A 22,436-nucleotide genomic window follows, 5' to 3' on the forward strand; every position below is an offset into this window, starting at 1 on the left:
TTATTTTTCAAAATAATCTTACCATTACAGAAAGAATAAGCCCATAAAAAGGTACTCGATTTAGTCACTTAAGGATACGTAAGCTTTTTCGAGATAATTTCAAACTGTAATTTTTTTCTATTTACCGCCTTAAAAGAGCTTGTTAAATAAGATTTTTAGCTAATAAAACGTTAAATAGTTTAAAATTATCAGATAACACTAGATATTTTAGTCTATTAATTATTATAATAGAGTATGAGATGGTTATATAATTGAGACAAAAAAGGTATACACCTAGGTGGGGCCTAGGCGGTGTTTCTCTTTTACGGCTTAGACATAGAAAACACCTACACTTTTTTGCCAATATAGGGGATGGAGAGATTATCATGAGCAACATGCAGCAAAAAACAGACGTTATCTTAATTGGTGCAGGAATTATGAGTGCAACGTTAGGCTCATTACTAAAAGAATTAGCACCTGAATGGGAAATTAAAGTTTTTGAAAAACTCGCAAGTGCCGGGGAAGAAAGCTCTAACGAATGGAATAATGCAGGTACAGGGCATTCTGCGCTATGCGAACTGAACTATACTTCCGAAAAATCTGACGGATCTATAGATATTGGTAAGGCTGTAAAAGTGAATGAGCAATTCCAGCTTTCAAGACAATTTTGGGCATATCTTGTAAAAAGCAAATTAATTCGTAATCCACAAGATTTTATTATGCCACTACCTCATATGAGTTTAGTACAAGGGGAAAAAAATGTTGAGTTCCTAAAAAACCGTTTTGAAGCGCTTTCAAAAAATCCACTGTTTCAAGGAATGGAATTTTCCGACGCTCCTGAAACATTAAAAAAATGGCTTCCACTCATTATGGAAGGCCGTACATCTAATGAACCGATGGCGGCAACGAAGATTGACTCTGGAACAGATGTTAACTTCGGTGCATTAACACGTATGTTGTTTGATTACTTAAAAACGAAAAATGTCGAGCTAAACTACAAGCATAGTGTTGAAAATATTAAGCGCACGAAAAATGGTTTGTGGGAAGTGAAAGTACACGATATGAATAGTGGTAAAATTGAGCATCATACTGCTAAATTCGTCTTTATTGGCGGTGGTGGCGGTAGTCTACCTCTACTTCAAAAGACTGGTATCCCTGAATCAAAGCATATCGGTGGATTCCCAGTAAGTGGACTATTTATGGTATGTAAAAACCAAAAAGTTGTAGAGCAACATCATGCGAAAGTATACGGTAAAGCTAAAGTTGGCGCTCCGCCAATGTCTGTACCTCACCTTGATACGAGATATATAGATAATAAAAAAGCTTTATTATTCGGACCATTCGCAGGGTTCTCACCTAAATTCTTAAAAACTGGCTCAAATCTTGACTTAATCGGTTCTGTAAAACCGAATAACGTCTTAACGATGTTAGCTGCTGGTGTAAAAGAAATGGGACTTACAAAATACTTAATTCAGCAAGTTATGTTATCGCACGAAAAACGCATGGAAGAATTACGCGAATTCATTCCGAACGCGAAAAGTGAAGATTGGGATATTGTAGTTGCTGGACAACGTGTACAAGTAATTAAAGATACTGATGCTGGCGGTAAAGGAACACTTCAATTTGGTACAGAAGTAGTAAGTGCAGCTGACGGCTCAATCGCCGCATTACTAGGCGCATCACCAGGTGCTTCTACTGCTGTTCACGTCATGCTTGAAGTATTAGAAAAATGTTTCCCAAGCCGCATGGTAGAATGGGAAGAAAAAATAAAAGAAATGATTCCTTCATATGGCATTTCACTAACTGAAAATCCAAGGTTGTTCCAAGACCTACACACTTCTACAGGTCGTACGCTTGGATTAAATGAAAAAGAAACAGTTCATAACTAATGAAGAAATAAAAAACGTCCGATATATTCGGACGTTTTTTCGTTACTAGAAATTATATTTATCAATATTCTCTTTCGTAAATACAACCCGCTCTGGCAATACAATAATTCCATTTCCTTCTGCCTCATAATCATAACCTTGGATGGAGTTTGGCTCTACTTTCACTTTTCCGATTCCTTTTACTTCAAAACTATCCCCTACTTTTAACTTCTTCCCTTTTACTACTATTTCATTTGCTACATACGTTGCGAGTGCACCTTGTTGTTTTACATCCCATAATCCAAATTGTTGTACTGTTCCTCGTTTTACGTAATCACGCATAACGTTTGGTGTAGAGAAGCCAGTTACAACAACTTTTTTATCCATTTTCAAGTTTTCAGCTGCTTGTGCCATCGCTGGTAGTGCCGTTGCATCCGGGCAAATGACTGCATTAATATCTGGATACGTTTTTAATATGTTCTCCCCTACTGATAACGATTTTTGCGCATTATTTTCACCGTACTGCGTCGTTACAATTTCCCAGTTCGGATATTTCTTTTTAATAATTTCTTTCGCTTTCGTTACCCATTGGTTTTGATCCGTTACTGTTGGACTAGAATAAAAGAAAGCTACTTTTCCTTTATCTCCAATTTGCTTGGAAGTCATTTCAATTAATAAGTTAGCAAGTTGGTCTGGTGTCCCTTGACTTATATAAAAAGAACGGTCTTTCGGATTCACATCAGAATCCCACGTTAAGACAGTCATTCCTTTTTTCTTAGCACGCTGCAGTGATTGCGATAAACCATCAACTGATGTAGAGGAAACCATAAGTGCATCATAGTTTTGATTAATGAAATTATTTATATACTTTACTTGCCCTGATACACTCGCTTCAGACGGCCCATCATATTTCACTTGTACGCCTAGCTTATCTCCCATCTCCTTTGCTCCTTCACCGCCCGATGTAAAGAAGCCAACTCCAGTTAATTTCGGGATAAATGCAAATTTCACATCATCTGCTTTTTTCTTATCTGCCGTTTGACTGGAACAAGCGATTAAACCAATTAAACAAATACATACGATCAATACAATCCCTAGTTTTCTCTTCATGACATTTCCCCCTTATGCAAATTCCGTCTTTTCCCTGCTAAGAATTGATGTAATTTGAAATGTCTCATAATAACTGAAAGAATAAGGATAATACCTATTACTACATTTGATTGTTCATTTGTTAAACCTGTCATTTGTAGGCCATATTGCATAAGGCCTATAAAAATACTTGCCAGTACTGTACCGAAAATACTACCTTTTCCCCCTGTAATAAGTGTCCCACCTAATACGACTGCTGTAATGATCGGTAATATTGTTTCACTTCCCATATCAGCACGTGCGGAACCGAAATATGCAGTTAAGAAAGCACCCCCTAATCCACCTCCTAACCCAGAAAGTATGTAAGCAATGATTACTACTTTCTTCGTCTGAATCCCGGTGTATTTTGCTGTATTTTCGTTCGCTCCTGTTAATTGTACGTGGCGTCCATATATCGTTCGGTGAAACAAAATCGTGCATACAATTGTTAATGCGATAAGAAGCCATAATAAGTTAGGTATTCCTATAAAACTACCATTTGCTAGTTGTACATAAGCATCAGGTAAACCACTTATCCCTTCATATCCAGAAGCACCCGCCCCTCCTGAAATGACGAGTGCAATTCCTCCATATAAAAACATCGTTCCGAGTGTAACAACTAGTGGTTCTACATCTGTCATTTTTATAATGAATCCATTTAAAGCTCCTGCTAAGCAACTGACTATAAGTGCCATTATTACTGCTAATAAAATATGAATCCCATTCATCCAAAGTACACCAATTAAAATCGAAGTTAGCCCCATAATAGATCCTACAGATACGTCAATTCCTCCTGTTACAATAACGAAAGTCATTGGAATCGCTGCGATTGCTATAAACAGAAAATCATTTGTACTAAAAAGGAGATTACTAATATTTAAAAAATCACGATTTATAAAACTAAAGAGAATGAATTCTATAAGAAGTAATACGATTAGAACACCTTCCCATCTGTAAAAATACTTCATAGATTCATCCTCCTCTCTACTTTCCACTTCTTCATGACACTATCTAGTATGATAATAAGTAATAGTAAAAAACCCGAAATAGCATTATTCCAAAATGCTGGTATTTTTAAAAAGACGAGTGAACTGCTTATTGCTTCTAAAAATAATGCTCCTAATGCGGCTCCAAATATAGAACCGGTTCCTCCTTTTAGATGAATTCCTCCTAGCACAGCAGCTGCGATCACCTGTAGTTCTATTCCTGTACCAGTTTGATTTGGAACGAACCCGATATTCATAACAAATATGCAACCAGCGATTGCCGCACTTATGCCCGATATAATAAACGCATTTATCTTTACTTTATTAACAGGTATCCCAATGAGCCTCGCACCATCTTCATTGTCACCTACCGCATAGAAGTATCTTCCGTATGGTACCTTCCTTAAAAAGAAGTATAGTAGTAATAAAATAATAAGAACACCCCATACAATTATCGGCAGACCAAGTATGACGATAGATGAAAGTTTCTTAAAATTATTTGGAGTATCTTCAATCCACTTCCCGCCTGTGAAGATTAACATTGCACCTCTAACAATTCCTAACATCCCTAATGTCATAATAATGGCTGGTACCCGAAACTTTGCAACTCCAATCCCGTTTATGAAACCGATAATAGCACCAAGCATTATAGCAGCAAGTATCGACAAGACTGCACTATATCCGTTCGTTAATAACATCCCGCAAACTGCCGCGCTTAATCCCATAATTGAGCCAACTGATACGTCTATATTTTTCGTAAATAAAACGAACGATTGGCCAATTGCTAGAACGACTAAAATAACGCTTGATTTCATCATTAACGATAACGAGTTAAACTGAACAAAACTAGGATTTATTATCCCGACCATGGCTATATAAATTAGTAGTAACAGTATGATAGACGTTTCGTGCATTTTATACATGCGTTTCATTCCGTTACACCTCCGTATGCAAGACGTGTAACTTCTTCTACATTTATTTTTTCTTTCTCCAAATGAGAAACAAATTGACCATTTCGCATGACGTATACACGGTTAGCTAATTGGACGATTTCCTCAACATCTGAAGAAATGAATAATATGGCGAGTCCTTCTCTTTTCATTTTTTCTATCGTTTCATACACTTCAAGCCTTGCTTTTGCATCAATTCCGCGAGTTGGTTCATCAAGAATAATGATTTTGGGATTACATGCAAGATATTTCGCAAGCACGACTTTTTGCTGATTACCTCCCGATAAAGATGTAAGTTCTTCATTCATACTTGGTACAACAATTCGGAACTTTTCTATAAACGACTTTACTAAAGCGCTTTCTTTTTCTCGGTTAATAAAAAAGCGATTATTTTGCTGTAAACATGCTGCAGTAATATTTTCTTTGACAGATACAATGGAGAAAATTCCATTCCTCGCCCTATCTTCCGGCACATAAACGAGCCCTTCGCTTAATCTTTTATGCAAAGGACATGTATCAATTAGTTTTCCTTCTAATAAAATAGAGCCTGATTTTATAGCTTCCAATCCAAATATTGCTTCCGCTAATTCCGTTCTACCTGATCCAACAATGCCAGCAATCCCCACAATCTCTCCAGCATGTACAGTGAATGATATATTCTCGAATGTGTGACTAGTCACATTCGCTACTTCTAATACTTTTTTCGTTCTTTCTGTCTCTTGAACTATTTCTCTTTTTTCTTCCTGTTTATATCCTTTTGGCAATAACCCCTCCATCAGCGTGTCATATGTATAGTCACATATATCCCCTTGACTCGCGATTGTTCCATCACGTAATATCGCTACTTTATTGGAGATTTCAAAGATTTCCGGAAAACGATGTGTAATGTATATCATTCCAATTCCTTTTTCTTGCAAACTTTTCATCAGCACAAAAAGACTCTTGATTTCATGAGTTGTTAACGTCGATGTTGGCTCATCTAAAATAAGAATCTCAGCGTCTCGTATTAATCCTCTAATGATTTCTACTAACTGTTGCTGCGCAATGGATAATGATGCTCCTAACTCATAAAGGTCAATATCCCACCCTAGACTGTTAATCAATTGCTGAATCTGTACTCTTAGTTTCTTTTTCTTTTCTTTTAACCCGATACATATATTTTCTTCAATAGTCATATGCGGAAAAATGAGTGGTTCTTGCGGTATTAAATAAATACCTTTTCTATGTGCTTCTGACGGATTTGAAAACTGTTGCTTCATTCCTTTTACATACATCTCTCCATCATCATACGAATATAACCCCGTTAATATTTTCATTAATGTTGATTTCCCGGCGCCATTTCCCCCCACTAAAGCGTATATATCTCCACGCTCTACTTGTAAGTTCACTTCTTTTAATACAAGTTGATTTAAAAACGCCTTACTCATTTTCTTTATTTGTAATAAAGGTACGTTCTCCACATGATGTCACCTGCCTTTATCCAGAACATTTTTTGAGAAAATGATTATTTGTTCTACTTGTTTTGTAGCATTGTATATTCCTTTTTTTATATCTAGAACACTTTTTTCTACGTACTATTAATCGTTTCAACTGGAATAAACAAAATATGTGGCACATATGTTTAAGGAGTGGTCAATTGTTGAAAGGGATGAAGAGTATGACACAGCTGAACTTTGAAGAGAATTTATTAACTAAAGTAGCTTGGTACTATTATAAAGACCAATTAACACAACAGGAAATTGCTTCACTTCTTCACATTTCAAGAAATAAAGTTGTCCGGTTATTAGATAAGGCACGCAGTGAAGGTATCGTTACATTTCACGTAAAAGGAACTGGTTTACACTGTTTAAGTATTGAGCGTGACCTAATGAAAAAATTCCACTTAAAAGATGCTTTCATTATCCCTACTCCAATAGACAATTATCACGCTTCTCTCGGAAAAGCCGCTGCACAATATTTAGAGACTCATCTCCAACAAGGTGATTTACTCGGCATCGGCTGGGGTGAAACAATAAGTAAAATGCTAGAAAACATTCATTTTGAAAGTTCTATTAATCTTTCATTCGTAACGCTAACAGGCGGAGTAAACCACTATCTCCCAAGAAAACAAAACTATTTACACTACATGCAAGGTGATCTTCATATTATTCCTACTCCTTTTCTAGCATCTTCTACTGAAATGGCACAAAGTATTTTATCAGAACCAAGCGTGAAAGATATGCTTCATGTCGCTTCACTTGCACATACGGCAGTTGTCGGTATTGGCGGGTTATCTCAAGACGCTACGATTGTAAAAGAAGAAAAATTAACGCTACGTGAAATGACATATATTCGAAGTCAAAACGGGGCGGGCGATATTTTAGGACAGTTTTATAATACGAATGGTGATTTATTAGAGCTCTCGCATCATAATCGTCTAATTGGCACACCACTTACGATTCTTCGCAGTATGAAGCATGTCATTGGTGTGGCTGGAGGTACTCAAAAGATAGATGCCATTTATGGGGCTTTAAAAGGGAAATTTATTCATACATTAATTACTGATGAAGAAACTGCGCTCTCCTTATTAAGAAAGGAAGGTGATTCTTAATGTCTACTTTATTAGCTTTCGATGCTGGTACAGGAAGCATTCGAGCTGTTCTTTTTGATTTACAAGGCAATCAAATTGCAGTAAGCCAAAAAGAATGGGTTCATAAAACTGATCCTCGTTACCCCGGTTCTATGAATTTTGATGTAAAAGCAAACTGGCAACTCGTACAACAGTGTACGAAAGAAGTTCTACAAAAAAGTAATATACTTCCTTCTTCTATTCAAGCTATTAGCGCTACAAGTATGCGAGAAGGTTTTGTTTTATATGATAAAAATGGGCAAGAAATATGGGCATGTGCAAATGTTGATGGCCGTGCATCCGCTGAAGTTAGTGAGCTAAAAGAAATCCGCTCACATCTTGAAGAAGATTTATACAGAAAATCTGGGCAAACTTTTTCATTAGGTGCTTTACCACGTCTACTTTGGATTAAAAAACATGAACCAGAAATCTATTGTAATATCCACTCCTTTACGATGTTAAACGATTGGATTTTGTATAAATTAAGCGATGTACTGCAAATCGACCCTTCCAACGGTTGTACGTCTGGAATCTTTGATTTACAAAATAGAAATTGGGATAACGATGTCGCTAAAGAGTGTGGTATAACTTTGCCATTTTCACCAAAAGTAAATGAGGCTGGTACGGTAATCGGAAACGTTACAAAAGAGTGTGCAGCATTAACTGGATTACTGGCAGGAATTCCTGTCGTCGCTGGCGGCGGAGATGCTCAAATGGCATCACTCGGAACTGGAGTCGTGAAACCAAATCAAACATTAATATGCGGAGGCAGCTTTTGGCAACAAGAAGTAAATATTACAGAACCAATTACAGATCCATATGCTGCGATTCGTGTAAATTGCCATGTCATTTCGAATCTATGGCAATATGAAACAATCGCTTTTTTCCCTGGTCTTGTTATGCGCTGGTTTCGAGACGCTTTTTGCCAAGAAGAAAAAAAGCTCGCTGAAAAACTCGGTGTAGACGCTTATGAATTATTAGAAGAACAAGCGAAAGACGTACCTGTCGGTTCATATGGTATTATCCCTACTTTTTCAAACGTTATGAACTACATTTCTTGGCGTCATGCCGCACCTTCATTCTTAAATTTAAGTTTAGACGCTGACAAATGCGGAAAAAAGGAACTGTTCCGTGCTATTGAAGAAAATGCGGCCTTCGTTACACTTGGAAACTTAAAACTAATTGAAAATCTTACTGATACATTCCCTTCTGAAGTTGTTTTTGCTGGCGGTGCCGCTAAAGGGAAACTATGGCCACAAATTCTATCAGACGTACTCGGCATTCCTGTAAAAGTACCAGTTGTGAAAGAAGCAGCTGCTTTAGGAACTGCGATTGCTGCTGGAGTTGGCGCTGGAATATATACATCTATGGAAGAGGCTGCCGAACAATTTTTACAGTGGGAAAATACATTTGAACCAATCACGGAAAATCACGAGCTATACAAGGAATTCTATGAAACATGGAAAACCGTGTATAACAGTCAGCTCACTTTAGCTGATAAAGGACTTACAACACATATGTGGATTGCGCCAGGTGCACTGTAACTCATTTACATAAAGGAGTGAACTGTATGTTAAAAGCGAATGAAAATGATTTCTCCTATCGCTTCGGTGATAACGGGCCCAAATATTTAATACAAGGCCCCAATATTGATCTAGGTCTTGTTGTCATTCAGCCTGGGCAAGAGTTTCAAAATCATTACCATACAACGTGTGAAGAAGTTTTTTATGCGTTAGAAGGCGAAATAGACTTCTATGTAAATAACGAAAGAGTTCCGATTAAACAAGGTGATGTCCTGCAAGTTCGCCCTCATGAATCTCACTATTTAATTAACCATTCTGACAAACCTTTTAAAGCTGTTTTTATAAAGTCACCACATTTACCAAATAAAGATACTGTACAAACGGAAAATCCAACATTAACGAAGGAGTGATTTCAAATGACTTGGGGATTTAAAAATCGATTAAATACAATTTTACCTGATGGTAGAGCGGTTATGTTAGCCATAGATCACGGTTATTTCTTAGGACCAATTCACGGGCTAGAACAACCACTTGAAACAGTAAAAAACTTACTTCCTTATACAGACTCCCTCTTTTTAACGCGCGGTGTACTTAGCTCCTGTATTCCTGAAAACTGCAGTACACCGATGGTTATGCGTGTATCTGGCGGAGCTACTGTCGTCGGTAAAGATTTAGCGAATGAAACAATTGTTACACCTGTAAAAGAAGCAGTGAAGCAAAACGCAATTGGCGTTGGCGTCTCTGTTTTTGTCGGATCAGACTATGAAACACAAACTGTTTCGAATCTCGCAAACGTAGTCTCTGAAGCTCACGATTACGGCCTGCCAGTACTCGGTATTACCGCAGTCGCAAAGGAATTACAAAAACGTGAAGCTCGCTTTCTAGCACTCGCTTCCCGCGTATGTGTTGAAATGGGTGCTGATATTATTAAAACGTATTACTGCGAAGGATTCGAAAAAATAACGAGCACATGCCCTGCCCCAGTCGTCATCGCGGGCGGCCCAAAACTAGATTCAATTGAAGACGCATTAAACATTACGTACAATGCACTGCAAGAAGGCGCCATTGGAGTAGACATGGGACGTAACATATGGCAATCCGAGCACCCAGCTGCGATGATTCAAGCAATACATGGTATTGTGAAGAATAGATTAAATGTGAAAGAGGCGCTTGAACTTTATGATGATGTGAAGAATTAATGTAAAAAGACAGACTATTTATTAGTCTGTCTTTTTTGTTAAAATAAAGTAAAGGAGGAATGATTATGCGAAGAATGACTTTCGAACGCCCTACCGATCATTACGATGAACGTTTATACTCTATTGATGAAAAAATTTGCGCCCTATTAAAAGAACGAAAAGAACTTTCAAGTGGTGACCCAGGTTTTCCACATGATGAAGCGATTTATAAATGGGCAAAGCAATACGAATTTTATCCAGACTATCTAAACTCATTATTCTCTTCCATGATGGATGAAGAAGAATTTAAACCTCGCGTTGAACCAACTGACTTCAAAAAACATGTACCTGTTTTTAAAACTTATGAACATAATGGAGTCATGTATACTGTAACTTTTATTCGGCAATATGCAAATGCTAGTGTAGTTTATTTATATAGCGATTGGGATTCCACGGATGAAGCTTTTATTGAAAATAAGCCTCATAGTTTCTTCCAATTATCAATAGATGATACATACGATTGCTGGTCAGAAGGTGGTGGCGGCACTGATGGACATATGAATCATCAATTCGTTGTATCTCCTGTCCTTCCTGATAATTTGTCTGGAATAAGCTTTCGATTTAAAGAACTCAGTATGCCGTTTAGGAAAGATCAAGCTGTGCTTGAATTTGAAATTCAGATAGACAAATAAGGTGAGACTTTAATCAATCCACAAATAGTAAGATAAATAAGGTAATAAAATAAGCAAGCCCCTTTCCAAACTGGATAAGGGGCTATATATACACCTTCAAACGATTATTCTTGATGATTACTATTAAGCTTTGAAACTTTCTTACCTTCTCTATAATCAAGACAAGACACTTCAATTAATAAGTCATTAAATACTGTAAAATAAAAACCATAACTACTCCCTCGCATCGAATAAGGTTCCTTGTCTATTTCAATACCGCCGGCTACTAAGCGATTATATGCTTGATCCACTTCACTTGATGTATCCACTAAAAAACCAATATGAAAAGCTTCCGGATACGTAACTTCCCTATTCCCCTTAAATGCTTTTGGATCACTTAGTACAAGTATAAATCCACTCTCATCACTCATCACTACAAGCGCTTTCCCTTTTTGCTCCAAAAATTGAAAATCAAAAAATGTTTCAAAGATAAGTCTAAATCCGAATCAGGATATGCATCACCTCTTGAGACAGATCCGATCAGCATACATCCATTTACCGTATCTATAGATAAGATTTCAGCTACTATTGTTTGCACTAATTTTTTATGTTGTTCATATGTAATGAATGCAAGTTTTTCTATCATTCCCATCCCCCAGTAATAAAAAAGAGGATACATGTTTGCTTTTACAACATGTATCCTCTGCTTGTATATTACGACTGTTGATAAGCCGATTTAGATGATTTCACATAATAAACCGCATGATCCACATTAATAATATGATCTGGTTTTGGTTTACCACGGCCCGCTCTATGTCCAGCTAAGTGTTCTTCACTTGTTTCCCAGTTTTTCCATGCTTCTTCAGATTCCCAGCGAATCATTACGACAACTTCTTCGTCGCCGCGTCTTACTTTTTTCACGAGAACACTTAAATCGATGAAGCCTTCAAATTTTTCAATAATACCTTCTCCAGTGAAACGTTCTACAACTATATTTGATGTACCTTCTTTTACTGTAAATGTTTTCGTTTCGATAAACATATATCCCACTCCCTCTTTGTAATACGAATACTAGTATACTTCTATTATAATTGATTATGATAATTATTTTCAATTGTAAAGTTTTAATTTTTTGAATTATGCTGATTTCTTTTCTATCGCCTCATCTAAAAATTTGAAATACGGAAGTAACATTCCTATTAAAGAGGTGACACATATAATTGCACCGATGATTACATATAGCGCTCTTACTCCCCACATTTCACTCAATATCCCCCCTACTAACACACCTAACGGCATAGCGGATCGTATGAAAAATAAACGCACTGAAAATATTTGTCCTATCATATTATTAGGCACAGTTTGTTGGCATATTGTTGTGTTATGAACATTAAAAAATGCAATACAAATCCCTGCTATTACTTCAATTATTATTGCAATGATAATACTATGATTGAACCCTAATGAAATGTATGTGAGCCCCCCTATAAACAATCCTCCAAGCATAAGTATACGCCGGCTTTTATATGTTACTTTTCCGACTAATACTGAGCCAATTACGTAGCCAAGTGGAAAACCTGCCATGAAATAGCCGTACTCTGCATATCCCGCTGACAGCTCGTCTTTTATATAAGGAAGATTTGTGACCATCGTTACCCCTACTCCAAACTGCACGAAAGTAAGAAATATACCGAGCCAAACGATGATTGGTTTTGTAAAAAAATATGTAAAACCTTGAAGAAATTGTTCTAGCCACGTTTTTCTTATATCTGTTGTAGTTCTCTTTTCTTTTATATAAAGTAAGAAAGCACCACTAACAAATAGACAAATACATACAAAAGATAATGTAAATTCTGTTCCAATGTAATGAATTACTACTCCACCTAATACTGGCGCAAGAAACATCATAAGGCGAGTCATTCCATCAATGTACGCATTTGCGTCTTGAAGTTGTCCTTGACTTACAATGCTCGGTGTAATTGCCTGACTCGCAGGTGTATAAAGAGGTGTAATAAGTCCCACTACAATTTGAACAACATAAATGTGCCAAACTTCTATACTACCCGAAGCTAGCATCATCAAAGGTAATAAGAATACGGACGCTCGTATCCATTGTGAAAAAATCATAATCCACTTCCGGCTCCATTTATCAATAAATGGGCCACTTATTAATTGCAGTATGAGTGATGGGATGAAATATAATAGCCACATACTACTTAAAGCCATTTCCGATCCTGTTAACTCATATACTAGAATTGAATTACATAACGTTCCGAAAGCCCCTCCTAATTCTGAGATTGCACTCCCAATCCACATAAAAAAGAACGAACGATTTTTCAATATATTTTTCAATTTCACACACCAACTTTTCTTTTATATTCCTCCCTTTATGTACATTCTCGTTGCATATTATCTATTTAAAAATGCTTCTAATTCTTTTGCTAACGACTGTACTGCTTTCTTCCTTAATACATACTTTCCGTCATGTATATCAACTAACTTCGCTGCACGTAACAATTTCAAATGATGGTGTACTGTCGATTTACCAAGCTGCAATCTTTCCGTTATTTCCTGTAATGTACGTTCTTTTTCAAACAACATTTTTACAATTCGCAATCTCGCTTCATCCCCAAGAGCCTTATGTTTTTGAACTAAAAAATAATTCGGTTCATACGGATCTTCAGGATGGATACTTTCATTCGCAACTGGGTAATGAAATACTTTCGTATCATCAATATCTGCTTCAATATTCCACGGTCTGTACGTCATTTGCGGAATAAGAAGTACGTGATGAATACTTGGCTCTGGCATATAGTTCACTCCGCCAGTCGCCCACTCTACAAACTCTTCCGGCTTCATCTTTTTATTCATTTCATTTTTTGCTTCATAATCTCGTTTTAATATAGAAAGTACTTCCTCCTCTTTCTTAATTACACTCTCATACCAACCTGTCATAACAGCGATTAAATGAGATTTCAGCACTTGTACATCTACATCACATATAAAGCTAATATAAGTAGAAAAAAACTGATGATCATCTGTTAGTTCCTTTAGTTCGTGTATTGCACATACAACTCCCGTTGCAGCTAAACGTCTTTTCTCTTCATATTTCTCTCCTAAAAACGGTAAACATATAAATTTCAAATCTTCTTCTGAAAGTGAATCAATTTTAAAATTAAACTGCGATAAGTCCTGAAAATCCTCTTCATACAATAACTGAAGCAATGCTTTCCACGTATTATGTTCTTCTACAAACTGTAAGTGTTCTCTCATCTCATTTGTTAATGATTGTCTAATTCCTTCCCATTCACTTTCAGTCTTTTCAAGTGTATCAATTAACCTTTTATGAGTAATTGCTGCAATGCCAAGTGCACATTCGAAAAGTATCGAATATTTCACCTGAACGTTGTATGTTTCCCTCTTTCTACTCGTTATGTGATAGACCTCCATTTTTATCCCCTCCTTGTTTGCGATGTATTAAATTCTATTTTTATCGAATTTTACCTTCTATATTTTTAGAATTTATAAAAATATAAATTAAACCACATTCATTCTAAATTAAGAAGAATAAGAGCTTTTTTATATACAAATAATAAAGCTCAAGGAGTGGTTGACATGTATTTCATATTGAATATGTTAGGGATTTTCGTTGTCATATTAATTGTTTTCTTATGTTCACCTAATAAAAAACATATAAAATGGAGACCAATTGTAATTCTCATCATATTGGAGCTTTTTATTACGTGGTTTATGTTAGGCACGAAGCTCGGCAGTATTATCATTAATAAAATTGCGTCATTTTTCAGTTGGCTACTGGCATGCGCGAACGAAGGTATTCGATTTGCATTTCCTTCCGCTATGGACAGTCCACACATTGATTTCTTCTTTAGTGCATTACTGCCTATCATCTTTGTTATTACTTTTTTCGATATTCTTTCGTATTTCGGAATCTTAACTTGGATTATTGATAAAGTAGGTGCGGTTATTTCAAAGATTTCTCGTTTACCAAAGTTAGAAAGTTTCTTTTCCATTCAAATGATGTTTTTAGGAAACACTGAAGCACTTGCAGTTGTTCGTGATCAATTATCTGTTTTAAAAGAAAATCGTTTGTTGACTTTTGGAATTATGAGTATGAGTAGCGTTAGCGGATCCATTCTTGGCGCTTATTTATCAATGGTACCAGCTACATATATTTTCAGTGCAATCCCTTTAAACTGTATTAATGCATTAATTTTAGCCAATGTATTAAATCCTGTGGAAGTTACGAAAGAAGATGATGTCGTATATACACCTTCAAAGCATGAAAAAAAGGATTTCTTTTCCACTATTTCAAACAGTATGTTAGTTGGAATGAATATGGTTATCGTTATTTTAGCCATGGTAATTGGGTATGTAGCTTTAACAGCATGTTTAAATGGGATTTTAGGCTTTTTTGTAACGGGGTTAACAATTCAAAAAATCTTCTCCATTATCTTTAGTCCTTTTGCATTTTTACTCGGTTTATCCGGCAAAGATGCTATGTATGTAGCTGAATTAATGGGAATAAAAATTACGACGAATGAATTTGTTGCTATGATGGATTTAAAATCAAACTTAAAGTCGCTACAACCGCATACGGTTGCGGTTGCAACAACATTTCTAGCTTCTTTTGCTAACTTTAGTACAGTAGGTATGATTTACGGAACTTACAATTCATTATTTGGCGGGGAAAAATCATCAGTCATCGGTAAAAATGTTTGGAAGCTTCTTGTTAGCGGGATGGCTGTTTCTTTATTAAGCGCTATGCTTGTAGGGCTTTTTGTATGGTAAATGGATATTATACTAACAAAAGACATCTCAATTAAATTGGATGTCTTTTGTTATTCTTAGCTCCGAATTTGTCCATTTCCACGAATTACATATTTTGTGGAAGTTAATGCTGGAAGCCCCATTGGTCCTCTTACGTGTAACTTTTGCGTACTGATACCAATTTCCGCTCCGAATCCAAATTCGGATCCATCTGTAAAACGAGTCGATGCATTATGATAAAGTGCCGCGGCATCTACAGAAGTAAAAAACTTGCTGACGTTTTCCTCGTTTTCAGTAATAATCGCTTCAGAATGCATAGATCCATACGTATTTATATGATGAATCGCTTCTTCAACAGTGGAAACCACTTTCACTGCTAGTGTGAGAGATAAAAACTCTGTTTCCCAGTCTTCTTCTGTCGCAAGTAAGATAGAAGTATCAATCGCCACTGCTTTATTATCACCGCGTAGCTCTACTCCTCTTTCCTTCAAAGAAGAAAACAACTCGCTACCATATTGCTCTGCCCAATTCTCATGAAGTACAATCGTCTCAATTGCATTACATACAGATGGGCGCTGTGTTTTTGCATTTATAATAATATTAAATGCCATTTGTTTATCCGCTGTTTCATCAATGAATATATGACAATTTCCCGCACCTGTTTCAAGTACTGGAACAGACGCTTCTCTCACTACTGTATCAATTAATTGTTTACCGCCTCTTGGTATAAGAACATCCAAGTACTCATTCAATGTAAACAGCTGTTTTGCACTATCTCTCGTTGTGTCTTCTATGAGCTGTACACTTTCTGAAGGCAAGCTAGTTTGCTTAAGCGCCCGGTGAATAACGCTAACGATGGCTTTGTTAGAATGGATAGCAGAAGAACTACCACGTAGTATTACTGCGTTTCCTGTTTTTAAACAAATTGTAGCAGCATCAACAGTTACATTCGGTCTTGCCTCATAAATCATTCCGACAACACCAAGTGGTACGCGCATCTCCTGAATAGATAGTCCATTTGGTCGTTCCCATGCACTTACACATTCTCCAATAGGATCACGTAATTCAATTAACTGCTTAATACCCTCTGTCATATCAACAATTCGCTGTTCATTCAGCAAAAGGCGATCAAGGAGTGAATTAGAAAATCCTTTCTCCTTACCTTCTTCAATATCCCGTTTGTTTTCTTCTAAAATATAAGCTGTTTCTACTATCAACTGATTAGCAATTGCAGCAAGTGCTTCATTTTTTTGATCTGTAGTTTTAAGCACAAGTTCTCTAGCAACCTCTTTTGCTTTTATCCCCTTTGCCAACACTTCATTCATTTTCATTTCCTCCTTTTTAAAGTGAAACCCAATGATCCCTATGGATGACTTCATAACTATGTCTCTCGCCTCTTACTTGAATATCTTGGCTTTGCATACCTTTTACATCTCTTAGTTCCTCTGCACTATATGTGCATTGTCCTTTTCCTATTACGCGCCCTTGTTGCGTTACAACCTCTACAACTTCACCCACTTGGAAAAATCCTGATACATTCGTAACACCAGCTGGAAGTAAACTCTTACCATGCTGAATGATGGCAGTAGCCGCCCCAGCATCTACTTCAATTTGTCCGCTAACAAGCGAATGCAGGGCAATCCATTGCTTGTTCATCTTCATTTCTTTTTGAGGAGCATTACCAACATACGTTCCATCACCCTTACCCTTCAAAACATCTACAAACTTTTCCTGTCCACGTCCTGTCCCGATAAATACACTCACACCAAGAGAGAGTGCTGTCTTTGCAGCATCGATTTTTGATTTCATACCACCAGTCCCAAGTTTTGAGCCAGCATCTCCTGCAAGAGAAGAAATTTCTTCCGTAACTTCAGGAAGAAAATAATATTTTTTTGCATCCGCATTTTTCTGAGGATTTTTGTCATATAACCCGTTCACATCCGTAAAGATCATAAGCATATCCGCCGAAACAAGCCCGCTTACTAAAGCTGACAGCATATCATTATCACCGAACGTCAGCTCCTCTAAAGAGATGGAATCATTTTCATTAATAATTGGAAGAGCGGAACGGTTTAGTAATTCTCCTAACGTAGCGTAAGCATTACTATATTGTTCTTTTCTAGAAAAATCACTTCTCGTCAGCAAAAGTTGCGCAGTAACGATGCCATATTTACGGAATTCCTCCGTGTACGCCTGCATTAACAAACTTTGTCCGACAGCTGCTGCAGCCTGTTTCCCTTTAATCGTTACAGGTCTACTAGGATATCCTAGCGCTGAAAAACCTGCAGCGACGGCTCCAGATGTAATTAACACAACCTCGTGCCCTTCCTCTTTCAACCGAGCCAATGCGGCAACGTGATCTGAAAGCTGTTCTGTAGAGATGCCTCCGTGACTATCTGCCAAGGAACTACTTCCAATCTTTACAACAATTCGTTGTTTTTTCACCTTTTTATCCCCCAAGTCTAAAATCAAAGTTTTTATAGTTTACACTTCATTCACTTTGCAACTATATCTATTCTCATCAATGCTGCATTGAAGTATTTAAGAGCAAAATAAAAATGACCGCTTCGCCCTTAATAAAATAAAAAGGACGAAACGGTCATTGTTCCGCGGTACCACCTTAATTGATATACATAGATATCCACTTGGTGCCTATAACGCAGGCGAACGCCTAAACTTTCATTTAAGACTCAGGGATAGGTTCGATACATTCTATACGAGGAATCTTTCAGCCGGTGAATTCCACTCTCTTTCGTAAGAAGACATATGTACTAATTCCCTTCAACGATTTTCGATCTAATTTTTTTATATTATGCGATATAGTTCGATTCGGTGTCAAGAGTTATTTTAAAAAATAAATAGAGCCACAAGTTACTTGTATGAAATTATTGCCCTACTGAATGAAAATACAAATTGATATAAGTTTAACTCATATTCATAAACATAAAACCTTAAATTATAGTGTATATATTTACATAATGTCGAATATAATTAATTTTTATCTTTTAGTGTTGCAAAAAGGAATATATTCTCTTAGAATGTTTCTTTATATTGCACAGGGATGTTATTCTTATTCTAAGATAATAATATCAAACCGATATAATTGATTATAAAAGGAGCAAGATTGAGTTATTATGGATAAACAAATTGGATTCATCGGTTGCGGAAATATGGGAATGGCTATGATTGGCGGAATGATAAACAAAAAGATAGTGTCTTCAAATCATATTATTTGTTCAGATTTAAACACTGCTAATTTAAAAAATGCTAGTGAAAAATATGGGCTAACTACAACTACCGACAACAATAAAGTAGCTAAAAATGCTGATATTTTAATTTTATCAATCAAACCAGACCTATACGCATCAATAATTAATGAAATAAAAGAAGTAATCAAAAACGATGCTATCATCATTACGATTGCTGCTGGGAAAAGTATTGAAAGTACTGAAAATGCCTTTAATAAAAAATTAAAGGTTGTAAGAGTAATGCCTAATACTCCTGCTCTTGTTGGAGAAGGAATGTCTGCATTATGCCCTAATGAAATGGTGACAGAAAAAGATTTAGAAGATGTACTAAACATTTTCAATAGTTTTGGTCAAACAGAGATCGTAAGTGAAAAATTAATGGATGTTGTAACATCTGTAAGTGGTTCTTCACCAGCATATGTATATATGATTATAGAAGCGATGGCAGATGCTGCTGTACTAGATGGTATGCCTAGAAATCAAGCATATAAATTCGCTGCTCAAGCTGTGTTAGGCTCTGCAAAAATGGTACTGGAAACAGGAATACATCCAGGTGAATTGAAAGATATGGTTTGCTCTCCAGGCGGAACGACAATAGAAGCTGTCGCAACATTAGAGGAGAAAGGATTACGAACAGCGATTATTTCAGCTATGCAGCGTTGTACGCAAAAGTCTGTTGAACTATCTGACCAAACTAAAAAGTAAAACTATAAAAGAGATTACGTTAGCTATGAATTCACATGAATTTAATTAGAAATTCACTACATGATAAACGGCCAAACTCATATATAATTGAGCTTGGCTGTTTCGTTTTTTAATTATATTAAAATAATTTCATTCGAATCTTCTTTAAAGGTTCTGTTTTATCCCTTACCTATTCCCTACTATGATTGTGTAATTTTATTAGAAACTAATAATTTTTCAATGCATTTCGGTAACATATCTAATAGTGTTTCAAATGCGTAGTTTACATCTAGACGTTCTGTCCATTGATGTGCATCTTTTCCTACCGGCCCCATATTTAATACTGGAACATCAAACTCTTCTAATTCCTGAAGCGGAATTGAATAACCTTTATCCCATAATGGCATATTGTCTACAAGCGAACTCATTGAATCCAGTGGATACTGCAAGCCTACATAGCTTAAATCTGAAATTCCTCCAAAATAATTTTGGTTTTCAAATGTAATTTTATGATTGTAGTGTGCATACTTTTCCATTTCTACAACTACCTCTTTTATTAAAGGATTGTTGCGTGAACTCACAGCTGGATAGTACGGCGGAGCGAAGAAAAGTACAATCATCGGTGCCTTTTCTTTACATAGAATCGCTAATTTATCTACTAAATCAATCGTTACCGCACGATCATCTTTATCCTTTCTATTTTTTATAATATTAGATTGAATATGATCTATTTTTTCTTGTCCATGTTGCTCAATTGCATATGTGATAAGCTCTTCATAAGTTAATACATTTACTTTGAAATTAGGTGGTATAAATGGATTATATTTAGAAAAACGATATGCATGTTTTTCATACGACTCTTCTATTTTCTCTGCAACTTTCGTTACTTTTTGATGTAACAATGAAACTACATCTGTCATTGATTTTTCTAATAAAAACAAATTAAATAATGTGACTGCACGATGCGGAATTTGTACAGAATAATCCTCTTTTAAGTCCCTTTGAAGTAAGTTAGTTGGCGGAGGACTCGCTTCCCCTTCTACAATATCACAAAGGTCTGTGTTTAACTCTAATTCTGCCGTTATTAATGAAGCCATATAACTCCCATTTAAGCCTGCAAAAGGTTCACCTACATGTGTCTCTTTTCCGTAGCAAAGAAATCCAGGTAACACTTTACCAATAGAGCCAGTGTAAATATACTTATTTTGGTCACCAGGATGTCTTGAAAACATAGGCTCTGAGTTTAAGACCGTTTTATAATCTAAGTTATGCTCTCTTGCTAAATCTAACAGTCTCGGAACAGCGGCCCTCATCCCTACAGAATTCACTTCTTCATCTGGTACAGCCAATAAAAGAACATTCCCATCGAATCTTCCTTCACATGCTTGTTCAATCATTGCCATTTGTAATGCTAGACCGCATTTCATATCCATTGTTCCTCTACCAAACAGCCATTCTCCTTGTTCTATATCTTCACGTACATGGTCTGGAAGTTCATCTTTATGAGAATAAAACATAGATGTTAACTTTTTAGGATTAAATGCATCTTCTTTCCACACTCCGTAATCCTGTACATCTACAACATCAAAGTGACTTACTAGAATTACAGTATTTTTTGTACTATCGCTTTTCTTTACTAGTGCTGTAACAAAATATCGTCCGTCCCCTGTCGGATTTTTTTGTAAATGATGCGGGTTTTCTTTGAAATACTGTAATTCAGATAATTGTTCCACAACAAAGTCTGGCAATATTACTTCAGCTTCTGAACCGGTAATACTAGGAATTTCAACAAGACTGCTTAATAATTGAATCAATTGTTCTTTTGATTGCCACTTTGACATATAAATCCCCCTATTTTTCCGCATTATGAAAACGAATTCCAGTATATGAATAAAAAATGACGACAGCTATCAAAATTATAGTTCTGATGTACTGCCGATTTTTATTGATATTTCATGAGCTGCTTGTTTTACCTTGCTAATAAGAAAAGATAGTCGATCATCATTAATACGATGACTAATTAACCCAACACTTAATGCTCCTACTACTTTATGATTAAATCCGATAATAGGTGCAGCTACTGAAGCTGTCCCTTCTGTTTTTTCACCATAACTGACAGCATATCCTTCATTTTTTATTTGCTTTATTTGATTAAGAAGAATTTGCTTTTGTTCTGGTAATGAAGAAAGTAAATGTTCTACAATATGTTCCATTTCATTCGTTTTCATATTGGCAAGCATCGTTTTATTTGCGGCACCAATTGAAAGTGGAATTTGTTCCCCTAGATTATCGATAACTCGAATTTTTAAAGGACTATCCATTCTTTCAATGATAATAGAATGTGTTCCGTTTGGAATATTTAAATAGACACTTTCTTCGACTTCAAAGGCCAACCGCTTCATCACTTCTCTTGCAACTGATCTGTAGTCTACCTTCTCCAATTGACGTAACCCTATTTCCATCCACATTGGTCCAATTTTGTACTGTTTTGTCTCTGGTATTTGTGTAACTAACCCATGCTCCATTAGAGAGTTAAGTAATCTATGTACTGTACTAACTGGGAGATGTGTTCCATCTGCTATATCAGAAATAGCCCAATACTCTTTTTCATTTGTAGAATTCAATAATTTAATAATACTTATCGCTCGATCAATGGACTGTACCATAACTCGCCTCAACTTTACTCGTAATATGTTAGTACGTTTAATTAACTATCAATTTAGCAAACATTCGAAATGAAATCAATCTATTTATTTAATTTTCTAACAATAAAAATATATCACTAATAACAAATTGAAAACGCAAACAAAAAAATATTGACTTTT

20 protein-coding genes, 1 pseudogene and 1 other annotated feature are annotated in these 22,436 nt (G+C 36.1%); of the genes and pseudogenes, 8 read left to right on the forward strand and 13 right to left on the reverse strand.

Going from position 1 to position 22,436, the window contains the following annotated elements:
- Positions 1-365 precede the first annotated feature (365 nt).
- Positions 366-1,868 (forward strand): malate:quinone oxidoreductase, encoded by a 1,503-nt coding sequence (locus tag DN403_RS26835; RefSeq protein ID WP_000069147.1) that lies wholly within the window; start codon positions 366-368, stop codon positions 1,866-1,868.
- A 45-nt stretch (positions 1,869-1,913) separates the two neighbouring features.
- Here DN403_RS26835 and lsrB read toward each other — a convergent pair whose 3' ends face one another.
- From lsrB to DN403_RS26855, 4 genes are read right to left on the reverse strand one after another with little or no spacing between them, the layout of a single operon-like run.
- Positions 1,914-2,957: an autoinducer 2 ABC transporter substrate-binding protein LsrB gene (lsrB, locus tag DN403_RS26840; protein ID WP_000823653.1), complete on the reverse strand. Its 1,044-nt coding sequence runs from the start codon at positions 2,955-2,957 to the stop codon at positions 1,914-1,916.
- Entirely contained in the window at positions 2,954-3,943 is a 990-nt protein-coding gene (locus tag DN403_RS26845; RefSeq protein ID WP_000873534.1) for an ABC transporter permease, read from the reverse strand. Before DN403_RS26845 ends, lsrB begins: the two co-directional genes overlap by 4 nt.
- The gene (locus DN403_RS26850) at positions 3,940-4,893 is read right to left on the reverse strand and encodes an ABC transporter permease subunit (protein ID WP_000827677.1); all 954 of its coding nucleotides are present in this window, start codon (positions 4,891-4,893) and stop codon (positions 3,940-3,942) included. The genes DN403_RS26845 and DN403_RS26850 overlap by 4 nt, the downstream gene beginning before the upstream one ends.
- Positions 4,890-6,371: a sugar ABC transporter ATP-binding protein gene (locus DN403_RS26855; RefSeq protein WP_149185926.1), complete on the reverse strand. Its 1,482-nt coding sequence runs from the start codon at positions 6,369-6,371 to the stop codon at positions 4,890-4,892. Before DN403_RS26855 ends, DN403_RS26850 begins: the two co-directional genes overlap by 4 nt.
- 179 nt (positions 6,372-6,550) lie before the next feature.
- Between DN403_RS26855 and DN403_RS26860 the strand changes: the two genes are divergently transcribed.
- The 5 genes from DN403_RS26860 to DN403_RS26880 all read left to right on the forward strand — a co-directional run bounded on the left by DN403_RS26860 (position 6,551) and on the right by DN403_RS26880 (position 10,912).
- The gene (locus tag DN403_RS26860) at positions 6,551-7,501 is read left to right on the forward strand and encodes a sugar-binding transcriptional regulator (protein WP_000677766.1); all 951 of its coding nucleotides are present in this window, start codon (positions 6,551-6,553) and stop codon (positions 7,499-7,501) included.
- Positions 7,501-9,063 carry an autoinducer-2 kinase gene (gene lsrK / locus DN403_RS26865; protein WP_000105712.1) on the forward strand — a complete coding sequence of 521 codons (1,563 nt, stop codon included), beginning with the start codon at positions 7,501-7,503 and terminating at the stop codon, positions 9,061-9,063. The genes DN403_RS26860 and lsrK overlap by 1 nt, the downstream gene beginning before the upstream one ends.
- A gap of 26 nt (positions 9,064-9,089) precedes the next feature.
- Positions 9,090-9,452, forward strand: a complete 363-nt coding sequence (locus DN403_RS26870; RefSeq protein WP_000909986.1) for a cupin domain-containing protein — start codon at positions 9,090-9,092, stop codon at positions 9,450-9,452.
- A 6-nt stretch (positions 9,453-9,458) separates the two neighbouring features.
- Positions 9,459-10,241 (forward strand): 3-hydroxy-5-phosphonooxypentane-2,4-dione thiolase, encoded by a 783-nt coding sequence (gene lsrF / locus DN403_RS26875; protein ID WP_000219780.1) that lies wholly within the window; start codon positions 9,459-9,461, stop codon positions 10,239-10,241.
- A 65-nt stretch (positions 10,242-10,306) separates the two neighbouring features.
- Positions 10,307-10,912, forward strand: coding sequence for a hypothetical protein (locus DN403_RS26880; protein ID WP_142326401.1), 606 nt, complete (start codon positions 10,307-10,309; stop codon positions 10,910-10,912).
- Between the two features lie 104 nt (positions 10,913-11,016).
- Here the strand turns inward: DN403_RS26880 and DN403_RS26885 are convergent, their stop codons facing one another.
- The 5 genes and pseudogenes from DN403_RS26885 to DN403_RS26905 all read right to left on the reverse strand — a co-directional run bounded on the left by DN403_RS26885 (position 11,017) and on the right by DN403_RS26905 (position 14,341).
- A complete protein-coding gene (locus DN403_RS26885) occupies positions 11,017-11,382 on the reverse strand; it encodes a VOC family protein (RefSeq protein WP_042598029.1) in 366 nt (121 codons plus the stop codon).
- 2 nt (positions 11,383-11,384) lie between these two features.
- Positions 11,385-11,537 (reverse strand): annotated as a pseudogene (locus tag DN403_RS26890) (nucleotidyltransferase); the annotation flags it as partial.
- Positions 11,538-11,605: 68 nt separating this feature from the next.
- Entirely contained in the window at positions 11,606-11,932 is a 327-nt protein-coding gene (hmoA, locus tag DN403_RS26895) for a heme-degrading monooxygenase HmoA (RefSeq protein WP_000469498.1), read from the reverse strand.
- A 96-nt stretch (positions 11,933-12,028) separates the two neighbouring features.
- A complete protein-coding gene (locus DN403_RS26900) occupies positions 12,029-13,249 on the reverse strand; it encodes an MFS transporter (RefSeq protein ID WP_149185927.1) in 1,221 nt (406 codons plus the stop codon).
- Between the two features lie 51 nt (positions 13,250-13,300).
- Entirely contained in the window at positions 13,301-14,341 is a 1,041-nt protein-coding gene (locus DN403_RS26905; RefSeq protein WP_106081967.1) for an ArsR/SmtB family transcription factor, read from the reverse strand.
- A gap of 165 nt (positions 14,342-14,506) precedes the next feature.
- Between DN403_RS26905 and DN403_RS26910 the strand changes: the two genes are divergently transcribed.
- Positions 14,507-15,700: a NupC/NupG family nucleoside CNT transporter gene (locus DN403_RS26910; RefSeq protein ID WP_079245679.1), complete on the forward strand. Its 1,194-nt coding sequence runs from the start codon at positions 14,507-14,509 to the stop codon at positions 15,698-15,700.
- 56 nt (positions 15,701-15,756) lie between these two features.
- Here DN403_RS26910 and DN403_RS26915 read toward each other — a convergent pair whose 3' ends face one another.
- A complete protein-coding gene (locus DN403_RS26915; RefSeq protein ID WP_149185928.1) occupies positions 15,757-17,004 on the reverse strand; it encodes a glutamate-5-semialdehyde dehydrogenase in 1,248 nt (415 codons plus the stop codon).
- 16 nt (positions 17,005-17,020) lie between these two features.
- Complete coding sequence (gene proB, locus DN403_RS26920) at positions 17,021-18,124, reverse strand: glutamate 5-kinase (protein WP_000744738.1); 1,104 nt, start codon at positions 18,122-18,124, stop codon at positions 17,021-17,023.
- Between the two features lie 138 nt (positions 18,125-18,262).
- Positions 18,263-18,473: a binding site (T-box leader), on the reverse strand.
- 340 nt (positions 18,474-18,813) lie between these two features.
- Here proB and proC point away from each other — a divergent pair.
- On the forward strand, positions 18,814-19,632 hold the full coding sequence (gene proC, locus DN403_RS26925; protein ID WP_149185929.1) for a pyrroline-5-carboxylate reductase: 819 nt from the start codon (positions 18,814-18,816) through the stop codon (positions 19,630-19,632).
- 179 nt (positions 19,633-19,811) lie between these two features.
- Here the strand turns inward: proC and DN403_RS26930 are convergent, their stop codons facing one another.
- Together DN403_RS26930 and DN403_RS26935 are read right to left on the reverse strand one after the other, a co-directional pair.
- On the reverse strand, positions 19,812-21,476 hold the full coding sequence (locus tag DN403_RS26930) for a M20/M25/M40 family metallo-hydrolase (RefSeq protein ID WP_149185930.1): 1,665 nt from the start codon (positions 21,474-21,476) through the stop codon (positions 19,812-19,814).
- Between the two features lie 51 nt (positions 21,477-21,527).
- Complete coding sequence (locus DN403_RS26935) at positions 21,528-22,277, reverse strand: IclR family transcriptional regulator (RefSeq protein WP_000250748.1); 750 nt, start codon at positions 22,275-22,277, stop codon at positions 21,528-21,530.
- Between the last annotated feature and the right edge of the window lie 159 nt (positions 22,278-22,436).

Source organism: Bacillus sp. AY2-1, assembly GCF_008368965.1.
Taxonomy (GTDB): Bacteria; Bacillota; Bacilli; order Bacillales; family Bacillaceae_G; genus Bacillus_A; species Bacillus_A thuringiensis_S.

Bases quoted from the DNA above. Each gene is read 5' to 3' on its own strand.
- DN403_RS26910 (WP_079245679.1), top strand. From the start codon at position 14,507: ATGTATTTCATATTGAATATGTTAGGGATTTTCGTTGTCATATTAATT.
- lsrB (WP_000823653.1), bottom strand. From the start codon at position 2,957: ATGAAGAGAAAACTAGGGATTGTATTGATCGTATGTATTTGTTTAATT.
- DN403_RS26845 (WP_000873534.1), bottom strand. From the start codon at position 3,943: ATGAAGTATTTTTACAGATGGGAAGGTGTTCTAATCGTATTACTTCTT.
- hmoA (WP_000469498.1), bottom strand. From the start codon at position 11,932: ATGTTTATCGAAACGAAAACATTTACAGTAAAAGAAGGTACATCAAAT.
- DN403_RS26935 (WP_000250748.1), bottom strand. From the start codon at position 22,277: ATGGTACAGTCCATTGATCGAGCGATAAGTATTATTAAATTATTGAAT.
- DN403_RS26880 (WP_142326401.1), top strand. From the start codon at position 10,307: ATGCGAAGAATGACTTTCGAACGCCCTACCGATCATTACGATGAACGT.
- lsrF (WP_000219780.1), top strand. From the start codon at position 9,459: ATGACTTGGGGATTTAAAAATCGATTAAATACAATTTTACCTGATGGT.
- proC (WP_149185929.1), top strand. From the start codon at position 18,814: ATGGATAAACAAATTGGATTCATCGGTTGCGGAAATATGGGAATGGCT.
- DN403_RS26850 (WP_000827677.1), bottom strand. From the start codon at position 4,893: ATGAAACGCATGTATAAAATGCACGAAACGTCTATCATACTGTTACTA.
- DN403_RS26930 (WP_149185930.1), bottom strand. From the start codon at position 21,476: ATGCGGAAAAATAGGGGGATTTATATGTCAAAGTGGCAATCAAAAGAA.
- DN403_RS26870 (WP_000909986.1), top strand. From the start codon at position 9,090: ATGTTAAAAGCGAATGAAAATGATTTCTCCTATCGCTTCGGTGATAAC.
- DN403_RS26905 (WP_106081967.1), bottom strand. From the start codon at position 14,341: ATGGAGGTCTATCACATAACGAGTAGAAAGAGGGAAACATACAACGTT.
- lsrK (WP_000105712.1), top strand. From the start codon at position 7,501: ATGTCTACTTTATTAGCTTTCGATGCTGGTACAGGAAGCATTCGAGCT.
- DN403_RS26835 (WP_000069147.1), top strand. From the start codon at position 366: ATGAGCAACATGCAGCAAAAAACAGACGTTATCTTAATTGGTGCAGGA.
- DN403_RS26915 (WP_149185928.1), bottom strand. From the start codon at position 17,004: ATGAATGAAGTGTTGGCAAAGGGGATAAAAGCAAAAGAGGTTGCTAGA.